We start from the raw sequence: 25,259 nt of genomic DNA, 5'->3' as shown, positions 1-25,259 counted from the left end.
GAACCGCTCTTCCGATCTATGCCGCGCGCGAGGCCGCCTTGCCGCCGCCGACCCAGATCGCCGCGCCGGTCTCGCCGCCCCTGAAGGCCGAGGTTGAAAAAGCCGGGCCGATCACGCGCCAGATCGCCTTCACCGCCCCGGTGCGCGGCTATGCGATCAACTCGCCGTTCGGCCTGCGCAAACTGGCCATCGAAGCCAAGGCGCGCGCGCACAAGGGCGTCGACATCGCCGCGCCGAAAGGCACGACCGTCTTCACCGCCGCCGAGGGCGAGGTCATCCGCACGGGGTACGACCCCGAGGGCTATGGCAACTTCATCGAGGTGCGCCACCCCAACGGCATGAGCACCCTGTACGGCCACCTGAGCCGGATTGATGTGGCGAATGGCGACGCTGTCGCGCCCGGTCAGCGCATCGGTCTGGTCGGCTCCACCGGATATTCTACCGGCCCGCATCTGCATTTCGAGGTCCGTCGCGGCGGCGCCCAGGTCAATCCGACCAAGGTGGTCGATCGCCATTTCGACGTGACGGTGAAGGCCAAGGCCTGACGCGCATTGCGTTGCGACGGACGCCGCAAACGTCCTAGTGTCCCCTCTCGTTCTGGGAGGGATGGACATGAACAAGATCGTCGCCGCCGTCGTCGCGGGCCTTTTGGCCGCCACGCCCATCGCCGCTTCAGCGCAGGATTATGGGCGCTACAGCGACGCCGCCGCACAGACCGAGCTGTCGCGCCTGGCGGATGTGCAGATGGCGGTCATGGTGCCGATGCGCGACGGCGTGGGACTGGCCACCAATGTCTATCGCCCCAAGAACGCGCCCGGCCCCTTGCCGACCGTGTTCGTCCGCACGCCCTATAACGAGCTGGCCTACAACGCCCGCACCACGCGTTCGGCCCTGAGCTGGGTCAGCAAGGGCTATGCCTTCGTCATCCAGAACGAGCGGGGACGGTATTTCTCGGGTGGCGACTATCAGATCCTGGGCTATCCCCAGACCGACGGCTATGACGCCCTGACGTGGATCGCGGCCCAGCCCTGGTCGAACGGCAAGGTCGGCACCTTGGGCTGTTCGTCCTCCGCAGAGTGGCAGTTGACCCTGGCGGCCCAGAACCACCCGGCCCACGCCGCCATGGTGCCCCAGGCCTCGGGCGCCGGCATCGGCAAGGTCGGACGGTTCCAAGAACAGGGCAACTGGTACACCGGGGGCGTGCCGCGCAACCTGTTCTTCGTGTGGCTTTACGGCGTGGACAATCCGCAGCGCGCCCAGATCCCGATGGATATTGACCAGGAAACCCGCGCCCGGATCGTCCGCTATAACGACCTGGACGCCAAGAAGCCGGATGTGAATTGGCCCAGCCAGATCCGGCATCTGCCGGTCAATGACATGCTGAAGGACCTGGGCGAGCCGGCCGGCACGTTCGAGGAACTGATCGCGCGCACCCCATCCGATCCGGCCTGGCGTCAGGGCGGCCTGTATCACGACGACATGGGCTGGGGCGTGCCGTCGCTGTGGTTCAACAGCTGGTACGACGTCTCCATCGGCCCGAACATGGAGCTGTTCAACCACGCCCGGTCCACGACCCAGGATCGCGAAGCGGCCGAGAACCAGTACGTCGTGGTCGGCCCCAACAACCACTGCGCCTTTGCGGGCCTGGGGCCGAACTACAAGTCGGGCGACCGCCCGCTAGGCGACGCCACCTTCGACAGCGACGCCCTGGTGCACGCCTGGTTCGATCGCTGGCTGAAGGGCGAGCGCCGCGCCTTCCCCGAGAGCACGCCGCACGTGCAGTATTTCAACATGGGCGAAAACGCTTGGCGCACGGCCGCGCAGTGGCCGCCGGCCGGGGTCAGGACGGTGCGGATGTATCTGCGCTCGGGCGGCGGCGCCAACAGCTTGAATGGCGATGGCCTGCTGAGCCTTCAGGCGCCGCCCGCCGGCGAGCCGGCCGACCGCTATCGCTATGATCCGATGAACCCGGTCCAGACCATCGGCGGCGGCGATTGCTGCAACGGCGGCCTGGTCACGGCCGGGGCCTTCGATCAGCGACCGATCGAAGCGCGCAACGACGTGCTGGTCTATACCTCGGAAGCGCTGACCGAGCCGATGCAGGTCACCGGCTTCATCGATGCGGTGCTGAAGGTGTCGTCCTCTGCGCCCGACACCGATTTCGCGGTCAAGCTGGTGGATGTGGCGCCGGACGGCACGGCCTATATCCTGGGCGACACCATCATGCGGGCGCGCTATCGCAACGGCTATGATCGCCCCGCACCCCTGACGCCGGGCCAGGTGGCGACCGTGCAGCCCACGCCGCTGACCATCAGCAACACCTTCCAGCCCGGTCACCGCATCCGGGTCGAAGTCACCAGCTCCAACTTCCCCAAGTTCGTGCGCAACCTGAACACGGGCGGACCGAACGAGACCGAGAGCCAGGGCGTGGTCGCCGACAACGCCATCCATCACGCGGGCGACGACGCCTCCTACATCGATCTGCCTGTGGTGAAATAGGCGCCCCGCGCCGAAGTCGCTGGCGTCCCCTGTCGTCGGATTCTAGTCTGACGACAGGGATTTGGGAGGCGACATGGCGGCGTTGACGCTGGATGGGGTGAACAAGCGATACGGCGATTTCCACGCCGTGCGCGATCTGAGTTTTCAGGTCGAGAAGGGGTCGATCTGCGGCTTTCTGGGACCGAACGGGGCGGGCAAGACCTCGACCCTGCGGATGATCCTGGGGTTGCAGCCGGCGACGTCGGGGCGGATCGAGATCCTGGGCGCCGACGACGGGCGCAAGGTGCGCGACCGGATCGGTTTCCTGCCCGAGGAACGCGGCCTCTATAAAAAGATGACGCCGGTCGAGGCCATCGCCTTCTTCGGGGCGCTGAAAGGCCTGCCGGTCGCCGAAGGCCGCAAGCGCGCCAAGACCCTGCTGGAGCAGCAGGGGCTCGGCGAGGCGCAGAAAAAGAAGATGAAGGAGCTGTCCAAGGGGATGGCGCAGAAGGTGCAGCTGATCGCCTCGGTCGTGCACCAGCCCGAGTTCGTGATTCTGGATGAGCCCTTCTCCGGCCTGGACCCGATGAACCAGCAGGGCCTGGAGGCGATGATTCGCGGGCTGGCCGCGAACGGCGCCACGGTGCTGTTCTCCACCCACGTGATGCAGCATGCCGAGCGGCTGTGCGACAAGGTCGTGCTGCTGGCCCGCGGCAAGAAGGCGTTCGAAGGGACGGTGGATCAGGCCAAGGCCACCTCGCCGCGCTTTCTGGATCTGGACGGCGCGATCAGCGCGGACGCCGCCGCCGCCCTGCCCGGCGTCGCGGGCGTCGAGACCCTATCCGACGTCGATGGCGTGCGTCGCCTGAAGATCGCCCTGGCGCCCGGCGCCGGAGGTCAGGATACGTTGAAGACGGCCTTCCTGAACGGGCTAGACGTGCGCGGCTTCGCGCTGAAGGAGCCGACGCTGCACGACGCCTTCATCGGCCTGACCGGCGACCATCCCGACCAACCCGTCGCATCCGTGGAAGCTGTCCGATGAACCGCACCCTGCTGATCGCGCGACGCGAATATGTCGCCTACGCCAAGACCGTCGGCTTCTGGCTGTCGCTTCTGGCCTTTCCGCTGTTCGCCGTGCTGGGCGGCGGCATTCCGGCCCTGATCAAGGCCTCCGAACCGATCAAGTCGGTGGCGGTGATCGAGGAAGGCCCCAATGCGACGGGTCTGGCCGCCGCCGTTCGCGCCTCTCTGCAAGCGGATGTGGATCGTCAGAACGAACGCCTACGCGAAGCCGCTGAAAAGGGACAGGCCGGCGCCGGGCGCGCCGTCGCCTCCATCACGGGCCCCAAGATCCGTCTGGTCGACGCGCCGCCCGCCATCGCCGACGCCGTCGGCCCGGCCCGTGACGAGGCGATCCGCAAGGCGTTGGACAAGCAGACCTCGAAGGCCAAGCGCCTCGACGCCGTGGTTTTCCTGAGCCGCATGGATGGGAAGCCCGCCGCACAGGTCTGGACCGCGCGCGCCACCGACAATGACGTCTCCGGCTTCGTCCGCAATGCGCTTCGCGATGCACGGCGCACCGAACTTCTTACCGCAGCCGGAGTCGCCCCGACCGTGGCGCAGGAGGTTCAGACCTTCCGGCCAGAGGTGAAGTCCTTCTCGCCCAGCGCGGCCAGCGGGGGTGAAGTGTCGATGCGTGACCGGATCCCGTCCTTCATCGGACTGGGCGTCGGCTTCCTCCTGTGGTCGCTGGTCATCACAGGGGCCTCCATCCTGCTGAACAGCGTGATGGAGGAGAAGTCGAACAAGATCCTGGAGGTGCTGCTGTCCTCAGCCTCGGCGACCGAAATCCTGACGGGCAAGGTGCTGGGCGTGGCGCTGCTGACCCTGACGGTCATGGGGGTCTGGGGCGGGATCGGGGCCTTCACCCTGATTTCGGCCTCGCCCGAGACGGCGGCGACGGTCGGACAGGTTCTGCTGCACGACGGCCTGATCTTCTATTTCATCGCCTATATGGTCGGCGGATACCTGATGTATGCGGTGCTGTTCGCCGCCATCGGCGCCTTCTGCGAGACGCCGCGCGACGCCCAGACCCTGATGGGGCCGATCATGATGATCCTGGTCGTGCCGATCCTGGTGATGCAGATGGCCCTGACCAGTCCGGATGCGCCGGTGGTCAAGGTGCTGTCCTGGATTCCGTTCTTCACTCCGTTCCTGATGAGCGCCCGCGCGCCCAGCGATCCGCCGCTGGTGGAGGTGATTCTGACGTTGATCGGCATGTTCGCGACCGCCGCCTTCATGGTGTGGATCGCCGGGCGGGCCTTCCGCGCCGGGGCGCTGTCGGACGTGAAGCTGAGCTGGAAGAGCTTCGGCCGGGCGATTACCGGACGGGCGTAGGCGGCACGGTTGTCACCTCCCTATCGCGTCGCGATGGGGAGGTGGCGCGGCGCTTCCTCTGTCAAACTTGAAGAGCTCTCCACCACGCCCCGCAGAAACGAAACGCAAAGAAAAAGGCCGCTTCCCGAAGGAAGCGGCCTTAAATCTTTCGGCTTTCGCCGGGGTCTTAACGACCGCCGGGAACGCGCGGCTTCGGCGCAGGCAGCAGGCCCTCGCGCTGCATGCGCTTGCGCGCCAGCTTGCGGGCGCGACGGATGGCTTCGGCCTTTTGACGGGCGCGCTTTTCCGAGGGCTTCTCGAAGTGCACGTGGCGCTTCATTTCACGGAAGCTGCCCTCGCGCTGCATCTTCTTCTTCAGGGCTTTGAGCGCTTGGTCGACGTTGTTGTCGCGAACGAAAATCTGAACCAGGTTAAACTCTCCTTTGGCCGCCCGCCGCGTCCTGTGAGGGAGACGGGCGAACAAAATAAAATCGTCTTCCGACAGCCGGGCTCTCGGATGAAGGCGCGCTGATACACGAGCCGCCTCCTTCTGTCCAGATCGTCGCGACCATTCTTCAAGGCTCGAAACGCCATGACGACCGGCGTATGATCGCCCTTATGACCGAGACGACAGACTGGGCCGACCGGACCGAACAGACCGTGCTGGACGCCGCCATCGCCCGCGCGCCCGCGCTGGGTTGGAACGCGCGTCTGGTGCGCGAGGCCTGCGAGGCGTGCGGGCTGTCACAGGGCGACGAGGAATTGCTGCTGCCCAACGGCGCGCGCGATCTGGCGGCCCTGCTGTCGCGCCGCCATGATGCGAGGGCGCTGGCGGCTCTGGGTGAAATCGACGCCAAGTCGCTGAAGATTCGCGAGCGAATCGCCCGCGCCGTGTCCGAGCGGATGGAGGCGGGTGCCGCCGATCTGGAGGCCACGCGTCGCTGCGCCGCCTTCCTGGCCCTGCCCGTCAACGCCGATCTGGGGCTGAAACTGGCCTGGGAAAGCGCGGATCATCTGTGGCGCTGGGCCGGTGACGAGGCGACCGACTGGAACCACTATTCGAAGCGGACGATCCTGTCGGGCATCCTGATTCCCGCCCTGACCATGCGCTGGTTCGACGGACGAGAAGCGGCGGAGGCCTTCGTCGCCCGCCGGATCGATAACGTCATGGCCTTCGAGAAGTGGAAGGCGGGCAAGGATTTCGACGCGCCGTTCCGAAAGGTCAGCGATGCGCTGAGCCGCATGCGGTATGGGGCGAGGGCGTAAGGCAAACCCGTCAAGGTTGCAGAAAAGCGCAACCAATGCGACCCTTCGTTCCAACGGAGGGTGTGGGATGCGAAAGACTATCGCCTTGAGTGGCGTAGGCGTTTTGGCAGGGTCGGCGCTTTTGGGCGTACTTTCTTACCAAGAGCCGCCGTCACGAGTGAAGCCGAAGGCCTGTTGGGTCGAGAGCAAACCGATTCCCAACGGCGTGCTCAATTTCGTGCGGTGTGACGCGACCAAGGTCGGCTGATCAGACGACGCTCAGCACCCGGTTCACATGCGCCATCTTGCGGCCGGGGCGGGCCTGGGCCTTGCCGTAGAGGTGCAGGCGTTCGTCGGACTTGGCCGACAGCTTGCGCCAGTCCTCGACTTCGTCACCCAGCAGGTTTGTCATTTCGATGCGGGCGTGGGCCGTCGTGGGGCCGAGCGGCCAGCCGGCGACGGCGCGGATATGCTGTTCGAACTGATCGCAGACGCAGCCGTCCTGGGTCCAGTGGCCGGTGTTGTGAACGCGCGGGGCGATCTCGTTGACCAGAAGCACGTCGTCGCCGAGGTCGAACAGTTCGACGCCCAGAACGCCGACGTAGTCCAGCCCGTCCAGGATCGCCTCGGCGATGGCGCGGGCGCGAACTTGGGTTTTCTCGTCCACGGCGGCGGGGGCCAGGGTGGTGCGCAGAACGCCGCTCTCGTGCCGGTTCTCGCCCAGCGGATAGACCGCCATGTGGCCGTCCCAGTCGCGGGCGGCGATGACCGACAGTTCGCGCACGAAGGTCGCCTTGGACTCCAGGATGGCCGGACGACCGCCCAGGCTTTCCAGGGCGGCGGGCGCGTCCGCGATGGCGTGGATCCAGACCTGGCCCTTGCCGTCATAGCCTTCGCGGCGGGTCTTCAGCAGGGCGGGCAGGCCCAGTTCCATCAGGCCGACGACCAGGTCGTCCAGCGTGTCGACGACGGCGAAGGCGACCGTAGGGGCGCCGACGGCGTTCAGGAAGGTCTTTTCGTCCACCCGGTCCTGCGACACGCGAAGCGCCGTCGGTCCCGGCGCGACGAGGGCGCCGGCCTCGGCCAGACGCTCGATGGATTCGGCCGGAACATTCTCGAACTCGAAGGTCACGACATCGGCGGCGCGGCCCAGCGCCGACAGGGCCTTGGGGTCGTCATAGGCGGCGACGATCTGGCGCGCCGAGACCCGGCCGGCCGGGCTGTCGGCCTCGGGGTCCAGGATCACGACGTCGAAGCCCAGGCGCGAGGCGGCCTGGCTCAGCATCCGGCCCAGTTGGCCTCCGCCGATGATGCCGAGGGTCGAACCGGGGGGAAGCGGAAGATCAGGCACTCAGTCCTCGACGGTTTCTGCGACGGATTCGGTCTGGGCGGCGCGGAAGGCGGCCAAACGTCCGGCCAATGCCTCGTCCGACAGAGCCAGGATCTGGGCGGCCAGGATGCCGGCGTTGGCGGCCCCCGCCTCGCCGATGGCCAGGGTTGCGACCGGAACGCCGGCCGGCATCTGAACGATCGACAGCAGACTATCCATGCCCTTCAGCGCCTTGGACTGGACCGGCACGCCCAGCACCGGCAGTTCGGTCATGGAGGCGGCCATGCCCGGCAGATGGGCGGCGCCCCCTGCCCCGGCGATGATGACCTTGTATCCGGCGGCCTTGGCGCCCGTGGCGAACTCGACCAGGCGTTGGGGCGTGCGGTGGGCGCTGACGACCTTGGCGTCCCAGGCGACGCCCAGTTGATCCAGGCGATCGGCGGCCAGCTTCATGGTCGGCCAGTCGGACCGGCTGCCCATGATGATCGCCACCGGGGTTTCGGAAGTCGCCATGTCTGCAAGGCCCCTCGCGGAAAGGCGCCGGTTACAGCACGCGGGTGACGCCCGCAACCGCAACACCGTGATTTCAGCCGCGTCGGCCCGTAATGTCGGCCTTCAATGTCGACGGATCACGCTCTACCATCGTTCGACCGCGCGACGCAGACTGAGTCGCGCCTTCGGAGCCATCCCTGCGCCGTGACCGACGTGGCCGAACACGATCTGACCGCCGAAATCGCGCGCCTGCGCGTCGAGCTGGAAGCGTGGAAGACGCGCGCCGCCGCCGCCGAGGCCGCCGCCGACCACGATGTGCTGACCCCCGCCCTGAACCGGCGCGGCTTCATCACAGCGATGCAGCGGACCATGGCCTATTGTCAGCGGCACGGGGTGCCGGCGGTGCTGCTGTATCTGGACATGGACGGGTTCAAGAGCGTCAACGACAGCCTGGGCCATGCGGCTGGCGATGCGGCCCTGGTGGCGGTGGCCGAGCTGTTCCTGGCCAATCTGCGCGAGTCGGATGCAGTGGGTCGGCTAGGCGGCGACGAGTTCGCCCTGCTGATGTTGCACGCGGGCTATGAAGAGGGCCGGGCCAAGGCGCGTCAGCTGGCCGAGGCGCTGAAGACCGAGGGCTTTGTCTGGGACGGCCAGAAGACCGAACTGGGCGGCTCGTTCGGCGTGCGCGCCTGGGACGGCCATACCGACGCCGAGGTCTGGCTGACCGAAGCCGACGCCGCCATGTGGGTGAGGAAGAAGGGGCGCTAAGGCCCCTTCCCGCCCCCGCCGCTTAAAGCGGCAGTTTCAGCTGAATGCCGCCCATGTGGCTGTCGGCGTGATCGCCGAAGCGGCCGCGATAGCCGACCGTCACCTTGACCGGGCCGACCGACCCCTCGACGCCGGCCGAGGCCAGGAACTGGCCGCCGAACGGATCGTCGATCTCGCGCGACAGCACCTGGGCCGGGTTGTTGTAGAGACCGACGCGCACTGGATCGGAGCTGTCGTCCAGGGCGTCGCGGTAGCCACCCTCGGCGAACAAGCCGAACCCGCCCATTTCCGCCTCGGCGCGCAGGGCGACCTCGCCGGTCAGGGCTTTCACGGTGCGATCGCCGTACTGATACTGGGCGCCGACGCCCTGTTCGTAATAGCCGTCCACGTCGCTGGACACATAGGCAATGGCCGCACGGGGCGACAGGGCGACGCCGCCCATGTCGAACCACATGCCGCCCTGCAGACGCGCGCCGCTGCTGAGCGCGCGGGTTTCGGCGGTGTGAACGATCGGCGCCAGGCTGGTGGTGCGTTCGATGTCGTCGATGTTGTCACGCGCCACGCCGACGGCGGCGTTGACGAAGACATCGCCCGAGCGCCAGCCGCCATAGACGTCCAGGCCGAAGCTTTCGACGTTGAACTGCAGCGCCTGGCTTTCGACGTCGGTGTTGCGCGCCGTGCCGGCCAGACCGAAGCGCCAGTTGGCCGAGGGGCCGGCCTCAAGCGCGATACGGGCGCCCCAGCCGTCGCTGGACGAACTGGTGACCGAGCCGCGCGCGTCGGTGTCGGCGCTGTCGATCAGGGCCGAAGTTGTGACGGATACGCCGGCCTCCCACGGCTGGCGACCCGACAAGGCCTCGCCGGCGGCGTCCAGGGCGTCCTCGCGGTGACGATAGGCCGTCTCGCCCTGCAAGGTCGATTGGGCGCCGATGTCGCCATAGTAGAGGTAGTCGGTCGCCAGTTGGGCGATGATCCGATGGCCCGCTGCGGTCGGGTGGACGCCGTCGAAGTAGAAGTAGCTGTCCGGGTTCGTGCAGACCGTCACGCCGTTGAAGCAGGGCTGGGTGATGTTGGTGATGCCGAACAGGCCTGGATTGCCGGCCAGGGTGTCGCCGATCTTGTACAGGTCCATCATGATGATGTTGCTGCCTGGGCGGGCGGCGGCCGTGGCGGTCAGATTGGTCTGAAGCGCCGTGTTGAAGGTGGTGACGGCGAAGTCGGCCAGGGGCGCGGCGGTCGTGCCGCGGAACTGAGGCGTCAGGCTGAGCTTGGGCAGGTTGGTGACCAGGATGGTCCCGGCCCCCGCACCCGCCACGGTGTTGACCAGGCTGTTGATGTTGGCGGCGGCAGTCGTGGCGACCGGCGTGATGGCGGCGACAGGGCTGGCGGAAGCGCCGGCGGCGGGCAGGCCCTGGAAGATGTCGTTGGCGCCGCCCAGGACGCTGACCAGATCGGTCGAGCTGAAACGCCCGCCTGCGGCGGTGTAGCGCGACAGCTGATTCAGCATGCCGAACGGCACCCCAGCCGAGGCGTCGGTCCGCGAGCCGCCGAAGGCGTAGTTGATGCTGCCCGTGACCGAGCCGTTGAAGTTGGCGGCGTTGAAGCCCAGCAGTTCAACGAAGGTCGGACCGTTCGAGAAGCGGCGCGCATAAGGCGGCGACGGCGGCTGGGTCCCGCCCGAGATCAGAAACAGGTTGCCGTTGTCGCTGAGACTGTCGCCGAAGACGACCAGACGGTTGTAGGTCTGGGCCGAGGCCGAGCCGGCAAAGGCGCAGGCGGCAAGCGCCAGAGCGGCGACGGCGCCGCCGGTGATGAAGCGTGACATGAAATTCCTCCCGCAGCCGTCGTTGCGCGGCCGTTCGACGTGAGGATGCGCCAGTTCGCGCAGAGCGCAAGATGCCGCGAGGTCAGCTTTCGGAAGATATTTGCGAGCGACGTATCACTGCAACGTGCGGAATTTCAGCGTGCCCGGCACCGTCTTGAGTTCGCGCAGCGCCTCCGGGTCGTAGTCGCGGTCCACGTCGGTGATGACATAGCCCGTGCGCTCGTCCGTCTTCAGGTGCTGGCCGAGGATGTTCAGGCCCGCCGACGCCAGGGCGCGGTTCAGTTCGGCCAGGACGCCCGGCTGGTTCCGGTGGATGTGCAGGATGCGGTGCGCGCCCGAAACTTCGGAAAGCTGGACGTTGGGCAGATTGACGCTGAAGGTCGTGTCGCCCCGGTTCAGGTAGCCCAGCAGGCGTTCGGCCGCGAACTCGGCGATGGCCTCCTGCGCCTCTTCGGTCGAGCCGCCTATGTGCGGCGTCAGGATCATGTTGGGCAGGCCCTGAAGGGGGCTCTCGAAGGGGTCGGCGTTGGTGCGCGGTTCTTCGGGGAAGACATCGACGGCGGCGCCGGCGACCCGGCCCGAGCCGATCGCCTGGGACAGGGCGCCGACATCAACCACATGGCCGCGCGCCAGATTCAGGAACAACGCGCCTTCCTTCATCCGGCCGAACTGGGCCGCGCCGAAGATGTTGGCATTCTCCTTGCGGCCATCGACATGCAGGGTGACCACGTCGCTTTCGGCCAGAAGCGCGTCCAGCGAGCGCATGCGGCGCGCGTTGCCCAAAGCCAGGCGCTCCGACAGGTCATAGAACAGCACCCGCATGCCCAGGTTTTCGGCCAGGACCGACAACTGGCTGCCGATCGCGCCATAGCCCACGATGCCCAGGGTCTTGCCGCGCAGCTCCTTGGAGCCGGTGGCGGACTTGTTCCACTTGCCGACGTGCATGGCCGAGGACTTGTCCGCCACGTCGCGCATCAGGACGATCATCAGGCCGATGGCCAGCTCGACCACCGAACGGGTGTTCGAATAGGGCGCGTTGAACACCGCCACCCCGTGATCCGAGGCCGCGTCCAGGTCGATCTGGTTGGTGCCGATGCAGAAGGCCGCGATGGCCATCAGGCGGTCGGCCTGTTCCAGCACGCGGCGGCTGACCGTGGTCTTGGAACGGATGCCCAGGACATGGACGCCCTTGATGGCCGCGATCAGATCGTCCTCGTCCAGCGCCCCCTTCTGGGTTTCGACCGAATAGCCCGCCTCTTCCAGCCGCTCGACGGCGGCGGGGTGGATGTTTTCCAAAAGCAGCATCTTCATGCGGCTGCGCGGGAAGGACCAGCGGCCGACAAGGCCTTCGGCATGCAGCACCTCGTCGAGCGACGCGGCCTCGGCGTCGGCGACCTGGACCACCGGCGCGCGGCGCACGACCTCGGTGAAGGCGTAAAAGGCGTCAGCGGCGCCCGCGATCTTGACCTCGGCGTCGTTCCAGCCATCGCCGACCATGACGACGCGACCCGACAGGTTCAGACCGTGAATGGCGGTCGGCTTGCCGTTGGCGTGCGACAAGGGGTTGGCGTCGTCAACGCCCACCACGCGGTCGTCGGCGTCATAGATCAGATCGTTGCACAGCACGCGATCGGCAGAGACGCCCAGCTCTTCGGCGACGGGGGCAATCACCTCGCGGAAGCCGCCGGAGAGGATGACGACCTTGCCCTTATTCTGCTGGAAGAAATTCAGGTTGCGCCGCACCGACGCCGTCAGGTGGTCCGGCGCGGTCTGGGCCAGGGCGGCGACATGGGCGCGGGTCAGCGGCAACAGCGCCAGACGGCGGCGCAAAGCCTCGCCGAATTCGATCTCCCCAGCCATAGCCTGATCTGTCAGGGCGGCGATCTGGGCGCGCGTCTCGGATGCGCCCGGCGCGTCCGCCAGGGCGATGTCGGCCAAAGCCTCAAGGGTCTCGAAATCGACCAGGGTCGAATCGAAGTCGAAGATCAGGGTGGGGCGCGCGCTCATGGGCGGCGTCTTAGCGGCCTTCGCGCCTGCGGCAAAGCCGAGCGATGCTGCTTACTGTGGGCAGATGCGCTAAAAGTTTGCCGCCCGCCGCGATTTTCACCGGGCGAGCGGCACGAAAATATCAAAAGCGCGCGATGCGACGCACGTGGCTGTCGGGACGACGGCTTTCGAGAACTGCCGCGCCGACGGCTGCGGCGATGGTCGCCACCGCCAGAAGCGCGCCGCCTTCGCGGGCGTGGTCACGCGCATATTGACCGGCGTCGTCAGCATAGCGGCGCGCCGTCTTGCCATGCTTCTTCAGCGCCTTCTTGCCGTCCTTGCGGGCCGAACGGAACCAGTCGTCGGCGCGATCGCGCACGTCATAGGCGGTGTCTGCGGCGCGGTGGCGGGCGTCGCGCGAAAGTGCGCCGGCGCGCTCACCGACATCCTCGGCCCGGTGGCGGAAGGCGTCGACGGCGTCGTGGAAACGGTCGCGCAGTTCGGACGTATCGACCCAGCCGCGCGGGTCGATACGCGACTTGATGCGCTGGTAACGGGTGGGGCCGCTGCGTTGCGTCAGATAGACGACGGCGACAGCGCCGAGCGCGACTGCGAGGAGGCTGCCGGCGGTGATGCCGGGGTGTTTGCGAATCTCTTCGATCGGATCGATGTCGCGGATCATCGGCGGAACCTCTTCAGTTATTGGCGTCATGAACGGAGCGACGGCTCCGCTTGAGCCAAAAGAGCGATCCGCGCCGAAATCGGTTCCGTCGCCCTCCCCCAGACCCGGCGGATTCGCCCCCTTATCAAGCCGCCCGCGGGCGCCTACATAGCCGCGATCCCGAAATGACGCCCCAAAGGACCTCGCCGTGACCGATCACGCGTCCAACATTCCCGTTTCCGACGATCTGGCCGCCGCCTTCCAGATCGAAGGCTGGCCCGTGCGTGGTCGCCTGGTTCGCCTGGGCGCGACCATCGACAAGATCCTGGCCGCACACGCCTATCCCGAGCCTGTCGCCGCCCTGTTGGGCGAGGCCTGCGCACTGGCCGCCCTGATCGGCTCCAGCCTGAAGTTCGAGGGCCGCCTGCTGGTCCAGGCCCAGGGCGACGGCCCCGTGCGCTACGTCGTCGCCGACTATGGCACCGACGGCCCACTGCGCGGCTATTGCCGCTACGACGAGGCCGAGGTGGCCGAGGCGTCGCAGGGCTTCGCCCGTCCCGGCGCCCGTTCGCTGCTGGGCCAGGGCGTCTTCATCATGACGCTGGATCGGGGCCCCGACTTCGAGCGCACCCAAGGGATCACGCCGATCGAGGGCGAAAGCCTGTCGTTGGCCGCCGAACATTATTTCCAGCAGTCGGAACAGGTGCCGACCAAGGTGCGTCTGGCCGTCGGCCAAGTTCAGACCGAGGCCGGATCGCAATGGCGCGCCGGCGGGGCGATGATCCAGATCATCGCCGGCGACGAGGCGCGTGGTTCGACCGAAGAGGTCTGGGACCGCACGCGGGCCCTGTTCGGCACGCTGGGCGATGACGAGCTGGTCGATCCGACGATCTCGCCCGAGACGCTGCTGTTCCGCCTGTTCCACGAAGACGGCGTGCGACTGGAGGGCGCGCGAGAACTGACGGCCGTCTGCCGTTGCTCGCGCGAACGGATCGCCTCGGTCCTGGCCTCGTTCGATCCCGCCGAGCGCGCCGACATGTTGGAGGACGACGGCAAGATCCGCGTCACCTGCGAATATTGCGCCACGGTCTATGCGCTGGACCCCGACGAAGTGGTCGCAGACCAGATCTAAGTTAAAAAGGGCGGCTACGAGAGCCGCCCTTTTTTTGATCTCAGCCTTCCAAATCCAGCGAATAGCCCGCCGAGCGGACCGTGCGGATGGGGTTGGCGCTTTCGTCGGCGATGGCCAGGGCCTTGCGCAGGCGACCGACGTGGACGTCGACGGTGCGGGCCTCGACATAGACGTCCGAGCCCCAGACGGCGTCGAGCAGCTGCTCGCGGCTGAACACCCGTCCGGGGTGCTGCATGAAGTGGTCCAGCAAGCGGAACTCGGTCGGGCCCAGATGGACCTCCTTGCCGTTGCGCTTCACCCGGTGCGAGACGCGATCCACGACGATGTCGCCGTGGTTCAGGCGGTCGTCGGCCAGCCCCGGACGGATGCGGCGCAGCACGGCGCGGATGCGCGCGATCAGCTCGACCATCGAAAAAGGCTTGGTCAGATAGTCGTCGGCGCCGGTGTCCAGACCGCGAACCCGGTCGCTCTCTTCGCCACGCGCCGTCAGCATGATGATCGGCAGGTTGCGGGTCTCGGCCTTGCCGCGAATGCGACGGCAGACCTCGATGCCCGACAGCTTGGGCAGCATCCAGTCCAGCAACACCAGATCGGGCAGACGCTCGTCGATCTGGAGCATGCCCTCCTCGCCGTCGGCGGCGACGGCGACGTCGTAGCCTTCCTTTTCGAGATTGTACTGAAGAAGGGTCGCCAGCGCGTCCTCGTCTTCCATCACAAGGATATAGGGCTGCACGTCGGGTCTCCGGTCTCGGGTCAGTGCGTCGAAAGGTTCGGCGTCGGATCGGAATCCTCGGCCGTGGGCTGGGCGCGCGGGCGTTCGCCCACGATGTCCTCGCCCGTGATCTCGTAGTGGACGGTTTCGGCGATGTTGGTCGCGTGATCGCCGATCCGCTCCAGGTTCTTGGCCATGAAGAGCAGATGGGTGCAGGCGCCGATCGTGCGCGGATCGCCCATCATGTAGGTCAGCAGTTCGCGGAACAGGGCGTTGTAATGCTCATCGACCTCGTCGTCGGTCTGCCAGACGGCGACGGCCCGATCGAGTTCCGAGGCCGTATAGGCGTCCAGCACATCGCGCAGGCGGGTCGAGACCAGCCTTCCCATCCGCTCGATCGAACGGGTCAGGGGCTGCATCGGCTGGGCTTCGGCCAGGATCAGCGCGCGCTTGGCGATGTTCTTGGCCAGGTCGCCTGTGCGCTCCAGATCGGTGGCGATCTTCATGGCGCCCAGGGTGCGGCGCAAGTCGCTGGCGACCGGCTGGCGCAGGGCGATCAGGCGGATCGCCTTCTTCTCGATATCGCGGTGCAGGGCGTCCAGCTTCAGATCGCGTTCGACCACGGCGCGGGCCAGGGCGATGTCGCGCCGGGCGACGGAATCGATGGCGTCCGCGACCTGGGCCTCGGCCAGACCGCCCATGCGGGCGATCTCGGCCGTGATCTGGTTCAGTTCGTCGCCATAGGCTTTGACGGTGTGCTGGTTCATCGGATTAGCCGAAGCGTCCCGTGATGTAGTCGAGCGTGCGCCGTTCGCGCGGATTCTGGAAGATGTCTTCCGTATCCCCGGTCTCGACCAGACGGCCCATGTGGAAGAAGGCGGTGCGTTGCGACACGCGCGCGGCCTGGGCCATCGAGTGGGTGACGATGACGATGCAGAACCGCTCGCGCAGTTCGTCGATCAGTTCCTCGATCCGCGCCGTGGCGATGGGGTCCAGCGCCGAGCAGGGTTCGTCCATCAGGATGACTTCGGGGTTCACGGCGATGGCGCGGGCGATGACCAGACGCTGCTGCTGGCCGCCTGACAGACCCATGGCCGACGATTGCAGGCGGTCGGCGACCTCTTCCCACAGGCCAGCGCGCTTGAGCGCCTTTTCAACGACCTCGTCCATCTCGGCCTTGGACGACACCAGGCCGTGGATCTTGGGCCCGTAGGCGACGTTTTCGTAGATCGATTTCGGGAAGGGGTTCGGACGCTGGAACACCATGCCGACGCGGGCGCGCAGAAGCACCGGGTCGATGGAACGGTCGTTGATGTCCTCGCCGTCCATGGCGATGCGGCCCGTGACCTTGGCCCCGGCGATGGTGTCGTTCATGCGGTTCATGGTCCGCAGGAAGGTGGACTTGCCGCAGCCCGACGGGCCGATCAGGGCCGTGACGGTCTTGTCCGGAATATCCAACGAGACGTCATAGAGCGCCTGTTTGCCCTCATAGAAGACCGAGACGTCCCGCGCGGCGATCTTGATCGGACCGACGGGCGGGCTGTCGACCACGGCGGGGCCCGACCGGGGCGTAGCGTCCTCGACACGCGGTTCGGCGGCTGCGCCCTTGGATGGGGCGATTTCGGGCAGGATCTGACCGCCCATGCGCGGCGCTTCGGTCGGATCGATCGAGCCGGCGCCGGTCTGGTCCTCGGCGGAGCGGAAAATACGGAATTTCATTCTCTTACCACCGACGCTCGAAGCGCCGCCTCAGGATAATGGCCGCCGCGTTCATGATGATCATGAAGACCAGCAGGACGATGATCGCCGCAGCGGTGCGTTCGTGGAAGGCCCGCTCCGAGGCATTCTCCCAGATGTAGATCAGCGAGGGCAGCGCGCCGACAGGCTGGTCGATGGCGTGCGGCACGCCCGGCACGAAGCTGACCATGCCGATCAGCAGCAGCGGCGCGGTCTCGCCCAGGGCGTGGGCCATCGAGATGATGGCGCCGGTCATGACGCCAGGCATGGCCAGCGGCAGGACGTGGCTGAACACCGTCTGGGTCTTGGATGCGCCCATGGCCAGGGCGGCCTCGCGGATCGACGGGGGCACGGCTTTCAGCGCCGAACGGGTGGCGATGACCAGGGTCGGCAAGGCCATCAGCGCCAGGACCAGACCGCCGACAATGGGACTGGCGCGCGGCAGATGCATCCAGTTGATGAAGAGGGCCAGACCCAAGAGGCCGTAGACGATGGACGGCACGGCCGCGAGGTTGTTGATGTTGACCTCGATGATGTCGGTCAGCTTGTTCTTGGGCGCGAACTCTTCCAGCCAGATGGCCGCGCCGACGCCCAGCGGAATGGCGATCAGGGCCGTAACCATCAGCATCAGGGCCGAACCGACCACGGCGCCCAGGACGCCCGCCAGTTCCGGCTGCGTCGAATCGCCGTTGGTGAACAGGGCGGTGTTGAAGTGCGAGCCGATCACGCCTTCGGTCTGCATCCGGTCCAGCCAGGCGATCTGCTGGTCGGTCAGGCGGCGCTGATCCTCGGGCGTCTCCCTGGAGATTTCGCCCTTCAGATACAGATCGGCGTCATCGGACAGCGGCACGGCCAGGGGCACGGTCTCGCCGATGACCTCGCTGCGCTTGGCGACCAGGTCAGCAGCGACGAACTTCAGCTCCGACGAGAACAACCGCTTCATCTGCGCGGCTTTGGTCCCCGCCGCGTCGTCCTGAATACCCATGCGGGCCAGCTGCTGCTCGGCGGCCAGTTGCTCGAAGTTGGAGCCCTGCGGATAGGCGCGGTCCACGCGCGCCGGGTCCATGAAGACCGGCACGGTGACGGTGTGCGTGTAGAAGGCGGTGTGGCCCTGCTCGACGATGCGCACCAGCAGCACGGCCAGGAACAGCATGGCGGCCGCGATGGCCAGGCGGCCATACCATTTGAAGCGCGTTTCCTTGGCGTGGCGACGCTTAAGACCTGCACGCAGGCGGTCGAGACGTCCCTTGGCGGCCGCGCCGTCGATCTGATCGGGGGTCGCGTCAGTCATATTGTTCCCGATAGGTCTGCACGATCCGGTGGGCGATGATGTTCAGCATCAGGGTGACCAGGAATAGGGTCAGGCCCAGGCCGAAGGCGGACAGGGTCTTGGCGCTGTTGAACTCCTGGTCGCCGGTCAGCAGGGTCACGATCTGAACGGTGACGGTGGTGACGGTGTCCAGCGGATTGAAAGTCAGGTTGGCGGCCAGGCCCGCGGCCATGGTCACGATCATGGTCTCGCCAATGGCGCGCGACACCGCCAGCAGCAGGGCGCCGGCGATGCCCGGCAGCGCGGCAGGCAGAAGAACCCGCTTCACCGTCTCGGACTTCGTCGCGCCCATGGCGAACGAGCCGTCACGCAGCGACTGAGGCACGGCGTTCAGGATGTCGTCGGACAGGGACGACACGAACGGGATCAGCATGATGCCCATCACGGCGCCGGCCGTAAGGGCCATCTGGTTCTGAACCAGAGCCAGGTATTGGCCGAGCCCGTCCAGCGGTCCGCCGATCAGGAAGAGGCCGATCTCGTTGAAGAAGACCCGCAGCAACGGCCCGACGGTCAGGGCGGCGAAGAAGCCGTAAACGACGGTCGGCACGCCGGCGAGGATCTCCAGCAGCGGCTTGATCACCGCGCGGGTCGTGCGGCCGGCGTATTCCGACAGATAGATAGCCGACAGCAGGCCGATGGGCGCAGCGACGCACATGGCGATGACCATGATCAGCAGGGTGCCGGCGAACAGCGGCACGGCCCCGAAGGCGCCAGAGGACCCAACCTGATCGGCGCGGATCGCGATCTGGGGGCTCCATTGCGTGCCGAACAGGAAGTCGAGAACCGGCACCTTCTGGAAGAATCGGAAGCTGTCGAAGGCCAGGGAGGCGATGATGCCCAAGGTGGTCAGGACAGCGATGGCCGAGCAGACGAACAGGGCGCCGTAGATCCAGCCCTCGACCCGGTTCCGGGCGCGCGTCTGAGGCTTGATCTGCGTCAGGGCGAACAGGCCGCCCAGGATGGCGGCCAGAATGGCGGCGACGCCGCCGCCCCACGACAGGGTGCGTTCGATGCGAACCATGCGGCGCGCCTCGACCGGCAGCTGTTCGGCCAGCGGGCGTTCCCAGATCTGCAGCGCGGCCTCTCCGCGACCCACGCGGTGGGCGTCGGCGAAGAAGGCGTCGCGACGGAACGGCTCCAGCGCCGCGACCGCATCAGGCGTGCCGACGGCGGTCAACTGACGCTGAAGCGGGGCGGCGAAGACCGAGGCCAGGATCAAGACCAGCAGAGCCGGCGCGGCGACCCAGATCAGGGCATAGGCGCCGTGCTGGCCGGGGCGGGAATGGGGCTTTGCGCCGATCGCACGACGACGCGCCAACGTGCGTCCGCCCAAGAAGGCGGCCGCACTCAAGGCGACGAGGATCAGCAGATAAATCCAGATCATTCAGAAGTCCGAAGCGCCGTGCGCGAATCGACGACGGTCCTGAACATCGGGACCAACGCGGCGCGACTACTGCCTGCGAATGGTCAGCGGATTACGACGGGTCGATGACAGTTGGGTGACAGCGACCGTCCGTCGCGGCCTCAGCGTCGCTCTACCGGCTGGGGAAACCAGGCGGTGAAGGCGGCGCCCATGCCGGGCGCGCTTTCGACCACCAGACCGCCCTGGTGACGGTTGATGATGTGTTTGACGATGGCCAGGCCCAGCCCCGTCCCCTGCCGCTCGCCGCTCTTTTGACCCTCGACCCGATAGAAGCGCTCGGTCAGTCGGGGCAGATGTTCGCGCGCCATGCCGGGCCCATGATCGCGCACCGTGACCGCAGCATAGGAGACGCCTGCTGTGCGATCCGGCGTGACCAGCGGCAGTCGTGTGGCGCCGGGCATGCGCGAGGCCCAGGCCTCGTCGAACGACAGGTCCGAACGCACCGAGATTTCGACCGTGCCGTTGCGTGACGAATATTTGACGGCGTTGTCGAGCAGGTTCTGCACCACCTGCAAGATCTCGTCCCGATCGCCGCTGATCGACGCCCTCGCCTCGCCCTGATCCAGGGCGATGGCGATCTCCTTTTCGCGCGTCAGAACGCTGATGGCGTCGACCACGTCAGAGGCGGCGCGGTCCAGATCGACGCGGCCAGAGGGCGGAATATGCTCGTTCAGCTCGATCCGGCTCAGCGACAGCAGATCCGCGACCAGCCGCCCCATTCGGTCCGCCTGGGCCGACATGATGTCCAGGAACCGGTCGCGCGCAACCACGTCCTCACGGGCATGGCCTTTCAGGGTCTCGATGAAACCGCTGAGCGAGGCCAGGGGCGTACGCAGTTCGTGGCTGGCGTTGGCCAGGAAGTCCACGCGCATCATCTCGATACGGCGCGAGTCCGTTTCGTCGCGCAGGATCAGCAGGGCCAGCTCCGACCCGGCCTTGCCTGACGCTTCGAGTGAGAGCGGCCGGGTCCAGGCGCGCCAGCGTCGGTCGCGCTGACCGCCCGTCGCATAGTCCGTGGTGCGCGCCGTCCCGCCGAACAGGGCCTCGTCTACCGCCTCCAACACGCCCGGTTCGCGGATCACTTGGACCAGCAAGGCGCCCTGACGCTGGATGCGCAGAAGCTCGCGCGCCGCCGCGTTCGCCATGACAATGCGCCGCCCGGCGATGTCGTCCGGCTCGCCGCCGCTGACCACCAGCACCGGATCGTCCAGCGCCTCAAACACCCGGTCGAGAAGATCGCCCGTCACCATGTCGATGGCGGGCTCGGTCGCAGCGCCTTGACTGGCCGCCGGCTCAGCCCTGGCCGCCTCGTTCATGTTCAACAGCCAAGCCGAGGCCGCCACGATCACCGCCCCGCCGACCAGCCAGTTCGCAAGTTCGGGATGCAGGATCGCCAGCACCAGCAGGGTCACGATGGCGATGCCGATGCTGGCGCCGACCGTCCACAGCCGCGAGGTGGAAACCGGCGCGACCGGCGATGGCGAGACTTCGTAAGGCATGGGTCCGGGCGACCTCGAACTGAAGAACGATTCCGATCCTTGCACGGATTCTGTGACGGCGTGCCGACAGCCTGAGGCGCCCATAAGCTTCGCCGCACGGTTTCTTTAGGATTGTCGCCTATCGTACACCCAAGGGGAGGCCTCGTGGACCGCATCATCCATTGCATTGCGCACGATCACGACTGGCGGATCACGGTGTTCGCTGCGCTGATCTGCATGGCCGGTCTGGGCGTGTCGACCCACGTCATGCAACGGATGGGTCGGCGCGATCCCGGGCGACGCCGCCGTTCGGTCCTGCTGGCCGTCATGATCGGGGCCTTGTCGATCTGGGCGACCCATTTCGTGGCCATGCAGGGGTTCGTGGCCGGCGTGCCGGTGCGTTACAATCCCTTCCTGACGGTCGCCTCCCTGGGGATCGCGCTGGCCATGATCGGCCTGACGATCGGCTCGACGTTGATGGGCAAGGGCCGCATGTGGCGCGTGCTGGCCGCCGTGATCGCCGTCGCCGGCGTCGGAGCCATGCATTACCTCGGTATGGCCGCCATCAAGGCGCCGGCGCACATCAGTTGGGATCCCGGCCTAGTCGCCCTGTCCATCATCGCGGCCCTGGCGATCGGGGGCGCGACGGCCTTCTTCTATCGTCGAGGCGGCCTGCTGCGCCTGCTGGCGACGACGACGGGACTGTCCGCGACCGTCATCGTTCTTCATTTCATCGGCATGGCGGCCATCACGGTGACGCCGGACCCGACCGTCGCCGCCGACCAGGGGCTGTCCAGCGAGGCGATGCGACTGCTGCTGGCCGCCATTCTGCTGATGATCTGCACGGCCGCCACCGTGCTGAGCATGATGGCCTATATTTCGCGCGCCACCGCACTGCGCCGTATCCGCGAGGCGGTGGACGCCATGCCCGACGGCCTGGGCTTCTATGATTCCAAGGATCGGCTGGTGCTTTGGAATGCGCGCTATGCCGAGGTGAACCCCGAGCTTGAGCCGCATCTGGTCGTCGGCCTGACCTTCCGAGAGGCCTTGCGCATCGGCATCGACGAAGGCCGCTATCAGGAGGCGGCCGGCCGCGAAGAAGAATGGCTGAATGAGCGCATGCAGGCCCGTCGTCAGCTTTCATCGAACAGCGAGCAGCAGGTCGCCGGCGGGCGTTGGCTGCGTATTCAGGACCGCCGTACGTCCGAGGGCGGGACGGTCACGGTCTGCAACGACATCACCGATCTGAAGCGCGACGCCGAGGCCCTGTCCGAAGCGCGCGACGCGGCCGAGGCCGCCAATGTCGCCAAGAGCCAGTTTCTGGCGAACATGAGCCATGAGATCCGCACGCCGTTGAACGGCGTGATCGGCCTGTCCCAGGCCCTGGCCAAGACCGATCTGACGGCTGAGCAGCGTGAGATGCTGGATTTGATGCAGGCGTCGGGAAAGACGCTGCAGACCCTGCTGAGCGACATCCTGGATCTGGCGCGCGTCGAATCGGGCAAGCTGGAACTGACCGAAGACGCCTTCGAACTGGCGACGGTCGTGCGCGAGGCGGCTCAGCTCTATGCGGAGAACGCGCGTGAGAAGCATCTCGCCTTCCATGTGGATATCGATCTGGAGGACGACGTCTGGATCCTGGGCGATGCGGTGCGCCTGAAGCAGGTGCTGACCAATCTGATCTCGAACGCCGTCAAGTTCACCAGCAAGGGCTTTGTCGGCCTGATCGTGCAGCGTGGCGCGGACCGCGAGGGCTCGCCCGTGCTTCGTTTCACCGTCGAGGACAGCGGCATCGGCTTCGACGCCGCGACGCGGGCGCGCCTGTTCAGTCGCTTCGAACAGGCCGACGGCGGCATCACGCGCAAGTTCGGCGGCTCTGGTCTTGGCCTGTCCATCTGTCGTCAGCTGGCCGAGATGATGGGCGGCGACCTGGGCTGCGAGAGCGAACCCGGCGGCGGCGCGGCCTTTATCCTGACGTTGCCGCTGAGACAGACCCAGGCCCCGTCGCGCAAGGAGCCTGCGCCGGCCCAACCCGCCGTCGTGGAGCAGGCGCGAACGATCCGCGTGCTGGTCGCCGACGACCATCCGACCAACCGCCGCGTCATCGAACTGATTCTGGCGCAGACGCCGACGCAGATCGTGATCGCCGAGAACGGCGCCCAGGCGCTGGAAAGTTTCCGGGCCGACACCTTCGACTTGGTGCTGATGGACATGCAGATGCCCGTCATGGATGGGCTGACCGCGACGCAGGAGATTCGCCTGCACGAGGCGACGATGGGCCTGGATCGCACGCCGATCGTCATGCTGACCGCCAACGCCATGCCAGAGCACGTCGCCGCCGGACGCGCGGCTGGGGCCGACCACCACCTGGCCAAGCCGTTCAACGCCGCCGAACTGCTGGGCATCGTCGCGGCGCCGACGTCGCTGCTGAAGGATCGCGCGCGGGCGGCGTGAAGCGGAACCTTTGACGGTTGCGCCTTGGACCTGATGCGTGTAATAGCCCGCGCTCTTGAATTCGAGGGTTCATCACCCCCGCCGCGAGAGCCCCGGGTTGGCGCGGCGTTTCCGTTGTTGTTGAGGCGAGCCACATGGCCGAGATCATTCTGAACGTGGACGTCCGCGATGGCGTCGGCACCGGCGGCGCTCGCGCTGCGCGTCGCGCCGGTTTCGTGCCGGGCGTCCTTTACGGCGGCGAGCAAGCCCCCGTCGCCATTTCGGTGAACGAGAAGGACTTCCGCAAGTCGCTCTACACCGGCAAGCTGCTGGGCCACCTGGTGACCCTGAAGTACGGCGACGAGACCCAGCCGGTCATCGCCAAGGACGTGCAGTTCGACCCCGTCTCGGACCGCCCCCTGCACTTCGACCTGATGCGCGTCGACGAGAAGGCTCCGGTCAAGATCGAAGTGCCGGTGCACTTCCTGAACGCCGATGAAGCGCCCTACTCGCGTCAGGGCGGCTCGCTGGAGATCGTCCGTCACGCCGTCGAGATCCTGGTCCGCGCCGACCAGATCCCGGAAGAACTGGTTGTCGATCTGGCCAAGGCCGAAATCGGCGACACCATCCGCATCTCGGACATCAAGCTGCCCAAGGGCGCGGAAGCCACCATCACCGACCGCGACTTCGTGATCGCCACGGTCAAGATCTCGTCGGCCGCCCTGTCGGAAGCTGCTGACGAAGCCGCTGACGCCGAGGCCGCCCCGGCCGAGAAGACCGAAGACTGATCCTTCGTCGCTTCGACAAGATCACGCCCCGCCCGGTTCGCCGTGCGGGGCTTTTCTTTGCCCGACGCAAACGGCAAGAGGACGCCATGATCATCATCGCGGGGCTCGGCAATCCGGGCGGGAAATACGAAAAGAACCGGCACAACATCGGCTTCATGGCCGCCGACGAGATCGCGCGCCGGTGGCGGTTCGGTCCCGAGCGCGCCAAGTTCCAGTCGATCGTCAGCGAGGGTCTGGTCGACGGGGCCAAGGTCCTTCTGATGAAGCCTCAGACCTATATGAATGAAAGCGGTCGGGCGGTCGGCGAGGCGGCGCGGTTCTACAAGATCAAGCCGAGCGAAATCATCGTCTTCCACGACGAGATCGACCTGGCCCCCGGGCGGTTCCGCATGAAGACCGGCGGCGGCGCGGCGGGACAGAACGGCATCCGCTCCTTAATCAGCCACCTGGGCGCCGACTTCCGACGCGCGCGCATGGGCATCGGCCATCCGGGCGAAAAGGAACTGGTCATGCCCCACGTCCTGGGCGACTTCCACAAGGCGGAACAGCCCTGGCTGGACGCCATGCTTCAGGCCTGCGCCGACGCCCTGCCTTTCGCGATCGCCGGCGACGACGAACGCTATCAGGGCGAGGTCATGCGCCTGGCCCCCGCGCCCAAGTTCAGCCCCCGCCAGGCCGCGCGCGGCGAGCTTTAGGACAAACCGCCGCCTATCGCGCCGTCGCAAAACGCCGTAGAGGCGAGACGTGACCCGCGCCCAGGCCGACAATTGGTCGATCTCGCAATCGCTCGCCTTCCTGGCGGCGGTGTTTGCGATCGTGCTCGGAACCCTGTTGCCGTTCGCGGCCCTGGCGGCGGTCCAGCCGGGCCACCCGCTGGTCATCTGTTCGGCGGAAGGCCCCCAGACGATCCAGTCCGGCGGTATGGACGGCCCGGTCAACAAGCACGTCGGGGCCAAATGCGCCGCCTGCGTCATGCCGTTGGCCGCCGCCCTGCCCTGCCCGCCAGCGCCGGATCCGGCGCCGGTGGTCCGCACTGTCGAGCGCGTCGTCTATGTCGCCGCCAGC

The 25,259-nt window shown here is 66.9% G+C and carries 23 protein-coding genes; 11 read left to right on the top strand and 12 right to left on the bottom strand.

The window, feature by feature from the left end; translation table 11 throughout:
- The 4 genes from B3T77_RS11690 to B3T77_RS11675 form a co-directional block, all read left to right on the top strand.
- On the top strand, positions 1 to 545 hold a 545-nt coding region (locus B3T77_RS11690), incomplete at its 5' end, for a M23 family metallopeptidase (protein ID WP_292079770.1).
- A gap of 67 nt (positions 546 to 612) precedes the next feature.
- Complete coding sequence (locus B3T77_RS11685) at positions 613 to 2,499, top strand: CocE/NonD family hydrolase (RefSeq protein WP_292079769.1); 1,887 nt, start codon at positions 613 to 615, stop codon at positions 2,497 to 2,499.
- A 73-nt stretch (positions 2,500 to 2,572) separates the two neighbouring features.
- Complete coding sequence (locus B3T77_RS11680; protein WP_017505988.1) at positions 2,573 to 3,520, top strand: ABC transporter ATP-binding protein; 948 nt, start codon at positions 2,573 to 2,575, stop codon at positions 3,518 to 3,520.
- Complete coding sequence (locus B3T77_RS11675; protein ID WP_292079767.1) at positions 3,517 to 4,875, top strand: ABC transporter permease; 1,359 nt, start codon at positions 3,517 to 3,519, stop codon at positions 4,873 to 4,875. Before B3T77_RS11680 ends, B3T77_RS11675 begins: the two co-directional genes overlap by 4 nt.
- A gap of 166 nt (positions 4,876 to 5,041) precedes the next feature.
- Here the strand turns inward: B3T77_RS11675 and rpsU are convergent, their stop codons facing one another.
- The gene (gene rpsU / locus B3T77_RS11670; protein WP_026108547.1) at positions 5,042 to 5,284 is read right to left on the bottom strand and encodes a 30S ribosomal protein S21; all 243 of its coding nucleotides are present in this window, start codon (positions 5,282 to 5,284) and stop codon (positions 5,042 to 5,044) included.
- A gap of 188 nt (positions 5,285 to 5,472) precedes the next feature.
- Here rpsU and B3T77_RS11665 point away from each other — a divergent pair, with 188 nt between their 5' ends.
- The gene (locus tag B3T77_RS11665) at positions 5,473 to 6,120 is read left to right on the top strand and encodes a COQ9 family protein (RefSeq protein ID WP_292079766.1); all 648 of its coding nucleotides are present in this window, start codon (positions 5,473 to 5,475) and stop codon (positions 6,118 to 6,120) included.
- A 247-nt stretch (positions 6,121 to 6,367) separates the two neighbouring features.
- On the opposite strand, the gene B3T77_RS11660 is transcribed toward B3T77_RS11665, so the two are convergent.
- Together B3T77_RS11660 and purE are read right to left on the bottom strand one after the other, a co-directional pair.
- On the bottom strand, positions 6,368 to 7,450 hold the full coding sequence (locus tag B3T77_RS11660; RefSeq protein WP_292079765.1) for a 5-(carboxyamino)imidazole ribonucleotide synthase: 1,083 nt from the start codon (positions 7,448 to 7,450) through the stop codon (positions 6,368 to 6,370).
- A complete protein-coding gene (gene purE, locus B3T77_RS11655) occupies positions 7,451 to 7,942 on the bottom strand; it encodes a 5-(carboxyamino)imidazole ribonucleotide mutase (protein ID WP_292079764.1) in 492 nt (163 codons plus the stop codon).
- Between the two features lie 183 nt (positions 7,943 to 8,125).
- On the opposite strand from purE, the gene B3T77_RS11650 reads away from it, so the two are divergent.
- A complete protein-coding gene (locus B3T77_RS11650; protein ID WP_055804230.1) occupies positions 8,126 to 8,689 on the top strand; it encodes a GGDEF domain-containing protein in 564 nt (187 codons plus the stop codon).
- 22 nt (positions 8,690 to 8,711) lie between these two features.
- Here B3T77_RS11650 and B3T77_RS11645 read toward each other — a convergent pair whose 3' ends face one another.
- From B3T77_RS11645 to B3T77_RS11635, 3 genes are all read right to left on the bottom strand, one after another.
- Entirely contained in the window at positions 8,712 to 10,514 is a 1,803-nt protein-coding gene (locus B3T77_RS11645) for an autotransporter domain-containing protein (RefSeq protein ID WP_292079763.1), read from the bottom strand.
- Positions 10,515 to 10,628: 114 nt separating this feature from the next.
- The gene (serA, locus tag B3T77_RS11640; RefSeq protein ID WP_292079762.1) at positions 10,629 to 12,521 is read right to left on the bottom strand and encodes a phosphoglycerate dehydrogenase; all 1,893 of its coding nucleotides are present in this window, start codon (positions 12,519 to 12,521) and stop codon (positions 10,629 to 10,631) included.
- A 121-nt stretch (positions 12,522 to 12,642) separates the two neighbouring features.
- Positions 12,643 to 13,182 (bottom strand): hypothetical protein, encoded by a 540-nt coding sequence (locus tag B3T77_RS11635; protein ID WP_055755006.1) that lies wholly within the window; start codon positions 13,180 to 13,182, stop codon positions 12,643 to 12,645.
- Positions 13,183 to 13,369: 187 nt separating this feature from the next.
- Between B3T77_RS11635 and B3T77_RS11630 the strand changes: the two genes are divergently transcribed.
- Positions 13,370 to 14,293 (top strand): Hsp33 family molecular chaperone, encoded by a 924-nt coding sequence (locus B3T77_RS11630; RefSeq protein WP_292079760.1) that lies wholly within the window; start codon positions 13,370 to 13,372, stop codon positions 14,291 to 14,293.
- Positions 14,294 to 14,333: 40 nt separating this feature from the next.
- On the opposite strand, the gene phoB is transcribed toward B3T77_RS11630, so the two are convergent.
- From phoB to B3T77_RS11600, 6 genes are all read right to left on the bottom strand, one after another.
- Positions 14,334 to 15,026: a phosphate regulon transcriptional regulator PhoB gene (gene phoB, locus B3T77_RS11625; RefSeq protein ID WP_017505977.1), complete on the bottom strand. Its 693-nt coding sequence runs from the start codon at positions 15,024 to 15,026 to the stop codon at positions 14,334 to 14,336.
- 20 nt (positions 15,027 to 15,046) lie between these two features.
- Entirely contained in the window at positions 15,047 to 15,772 is a 726-nt protein-coding gene (phoU, locus tag B3T77_RS11620) for a phosphate signaling complex protein PhoU (RefSeq protein WP_017505976.1), read from the bottom strand.
- Between the two features lie 4 nt (positions 15,773 to 15,776).
- The gene (gene pstB, locus B3T77_RS11615; RefSeq protein ID WP_292079757.1) at positions 15,777 to 16,724 is read right to left on the bottom strand and encodes a phosphate ABC transporter ATP-binding protein PstB; all 948 of its coding nucleotides are present in this window, start codon (positions 16,722 to 16,724) and stop codon (positions 15,777 to 15,779) included.
- A gap of 4 nt (positions 16,725 to 16,728) precedes the next feature.
- On the bottom strand, positions 16,729 to 18,033 hold the full coding sequence (gene pstA / locus B3T77_RS11610) for a phosphate ABC transporter permease PstA (protein WP_066623249.1): 1,305 nt from the start codon (positions 18,031 to 18,033) through the stop codon (positions 16,729 to 16,731).
- Complete coding sequence (gene pstC / locus B3T77_RS11605) at positions 18,026 to 19,456, bottom strand: phosphate ABC transporter permease subunit PstC (RefSeq protein ID WP_055755010.1); 1,431 nt, start codon at positions 19,454 to 19,456, stop codon at positions 18,026 to 18,028. Before pstC ends, pstA begins: the two co-directional genes overlap by 8 nt.
- Positions 19,457 to 19,596: 140 nt before the next feature.
- Positions 19,597 to 20,994 (bottom strand): ATP-binding protein, encoded by a 1,398-nt coding sequence (locus B3T77_RS11600; protein ID WP_292079752.1) that lies wholly within the window; start codon positions 20,992 to 20,994, stop codon positions 19,597 to 19,599.
- Positions 20,995 to 21,138: 144 nt separating this feature from the next.
- On the opposite strand from B3T77_RS11600, the gene B3T77_RS11595 reads away from it, so the two are divergent.
- The 4 genes from B3T77_RS11595 to B3T77_RS11580 all read left to right on the top strand — a co-directional run.
- Positions 21,139 to 23,427, top strand: coding sequence for an ATP-binding protein (locus tag B3T77_RS11595; protein WP_292079750.1), 2,289 nt, complete (start codon positions 21,139 to 21,141; stop codon positions 23,425 to 23,427).
- 134 nt (positions 23,428 to 23,561) lie between these two features.
- The gene (locus B3T77_RS11590) at positions 23,562 to 24,194 is read left to right on the top strand and encodes a 50S ribosomal protein L25/general stress protein Ctc (RefSeq protein WP_045810293.1); all 633 of its coding nucleotides are present in this window, start codon (positions 23,562 to 23,564) and stop codon (positions 24,192 to 24,194) included.
- 86 nt (positions 24,195 to 24,280) lie between these two features.
- Positions 24,281 to 24,889: an aminoacyl-tRNA hydrolase gene (gene pth / locus B3T77_RS11585; RefSeq protein WP_292079747.1), complete on the top strand. Its 609-nt coding sequence runs from the start codon at positions 24,281 to 24,283 to the stop codon at positions 24,887 to 24,889.
- Between the two features lie 49 nt (positions 24,890 to 24,938).
- Positions 24,939 to 25,259: hypothetical protein (locus tag B3T77_RS11580; protein WP_292079745.1), on the top strand; the 321-nt coding region annotated here is incomplete at its 3' end.

Origin of the sequence: Brevundimonas sp. UBA7838, from assembly GCF_002500885.1 — a bacterium.
GTDB classification, from domain to species: Bacteria; Pseudomonadota; Alphaproteobacteria; order Caulobacterales; family Caulobacteraceae; genus Brevundimonas; species Brevundimonas vesicularis_C.
The sequence above is the reverse complement of the archived record's forward strand: the minus strand, read 5'-3'. Positions and strand labels throughout refer to the sequence as shown.

Bases quoted from the DNA above. Each gene is read 5' to 3' on its own strand.
- B3T77_RS11635 (WP_055755006.1), bottom strand. From the start codon at position 13,182: ATGATCCGCGACATCGATCCGATCGAAGAGATTCGCAAACACCCCGGC.
- B3T77_RS11665 (WP_292079766.1), top strand. From the start codon at position 5,473: ATGACCGAGACGACAGACTGGGCCGACCGGACCGAACAGACCGTGCTG.
- phoU (WP_017505976.1), bottom strand. From the start codon at position 15,772: ATGAACCAGCACACCGTCAAAGCCTATGGCGACGAACTGAACCAGATC.
- pstC (WP_055755010.1), bottom strand. From the start codon at position 19,456: ATGATCTGGATTTATCTGCTGATCCTCGTCGCCTTGAGTGCGGCCGCC.
- B3T77_RS11645 (WP_292079763.1), bottom strand. From the start codon at position 10,514: ATGTCACGCTTCATCACCGGCGGCGCCGTCGCCGCTCTGGCGCTTGCC.
- pth (WP_292079747.1), top strand. From the start codon at position 24,281: ATGATCATCATCGCGGGGCTCGGCAATCCGGGCGGGAAATACGAAAAG.
- B3T77_RS11600 (WP_292079752.1), bottom strand. From the start codon at position 20,994: ATGCCTTACGAAGTCTCGCCATCGCCGGTCGCGCCGGTTTCCACCTCG.
- B3T77_RS11685 (WP_292079769.1), top strand. From the start codon at position 613: ATGAACAAGATCGTCGCCGCCGTCGTCGCGGGCCTTTTGGCCGCCACG.
- B3T77_RS11590 (WP_045810293.1), top strand. From the start codon at position 23,562: ATGGCCGAGATCATTCTGAACGTGGACGTCCGCGATGGCGTCGGCACC.
- serA (WP_292079762.1), bottom strand. From the start codon at position 12,521: ATGAGCGCGCGCCCCACCCTGATCTTCGACTTCGATTCGACCCTGGTC.
- B3T77_RS11675 (WP_292079767.1), top strand. From the start codon at position 3,517: ATGAACCGCACCCTGCTGATCGCGCGACGCGAATATGTCGCCTACGCC.
- pstB (WP_292079757.1), bottom strand. From the start codon at position 16,724: ATGAAATTCCGTATTTTCCGCTCCGCCGAGGACCAGACCGGCGCCGGC.
- pstA (WP_066623249.1), bottom strand. From the start codon at position 18,033: ATGACTGACGCGACCCCCGATCAGATCGACGGCGCGGCCGCCAAGGGA.
- purE (WP_292079764.1), bottom strand. From the start codon at position 7,942: ATGGCGACTTCCGAAACCCCGGTGGCGATCATCATGGGCAGCCGGTCC.
- B3T77_RS11680 (WP_017505988.1), top strand. From the start codon at position 2,573: ATGGCGGCGTTGACGCTGGATGGGGTGAACAAGCGATACGGCGATTTC.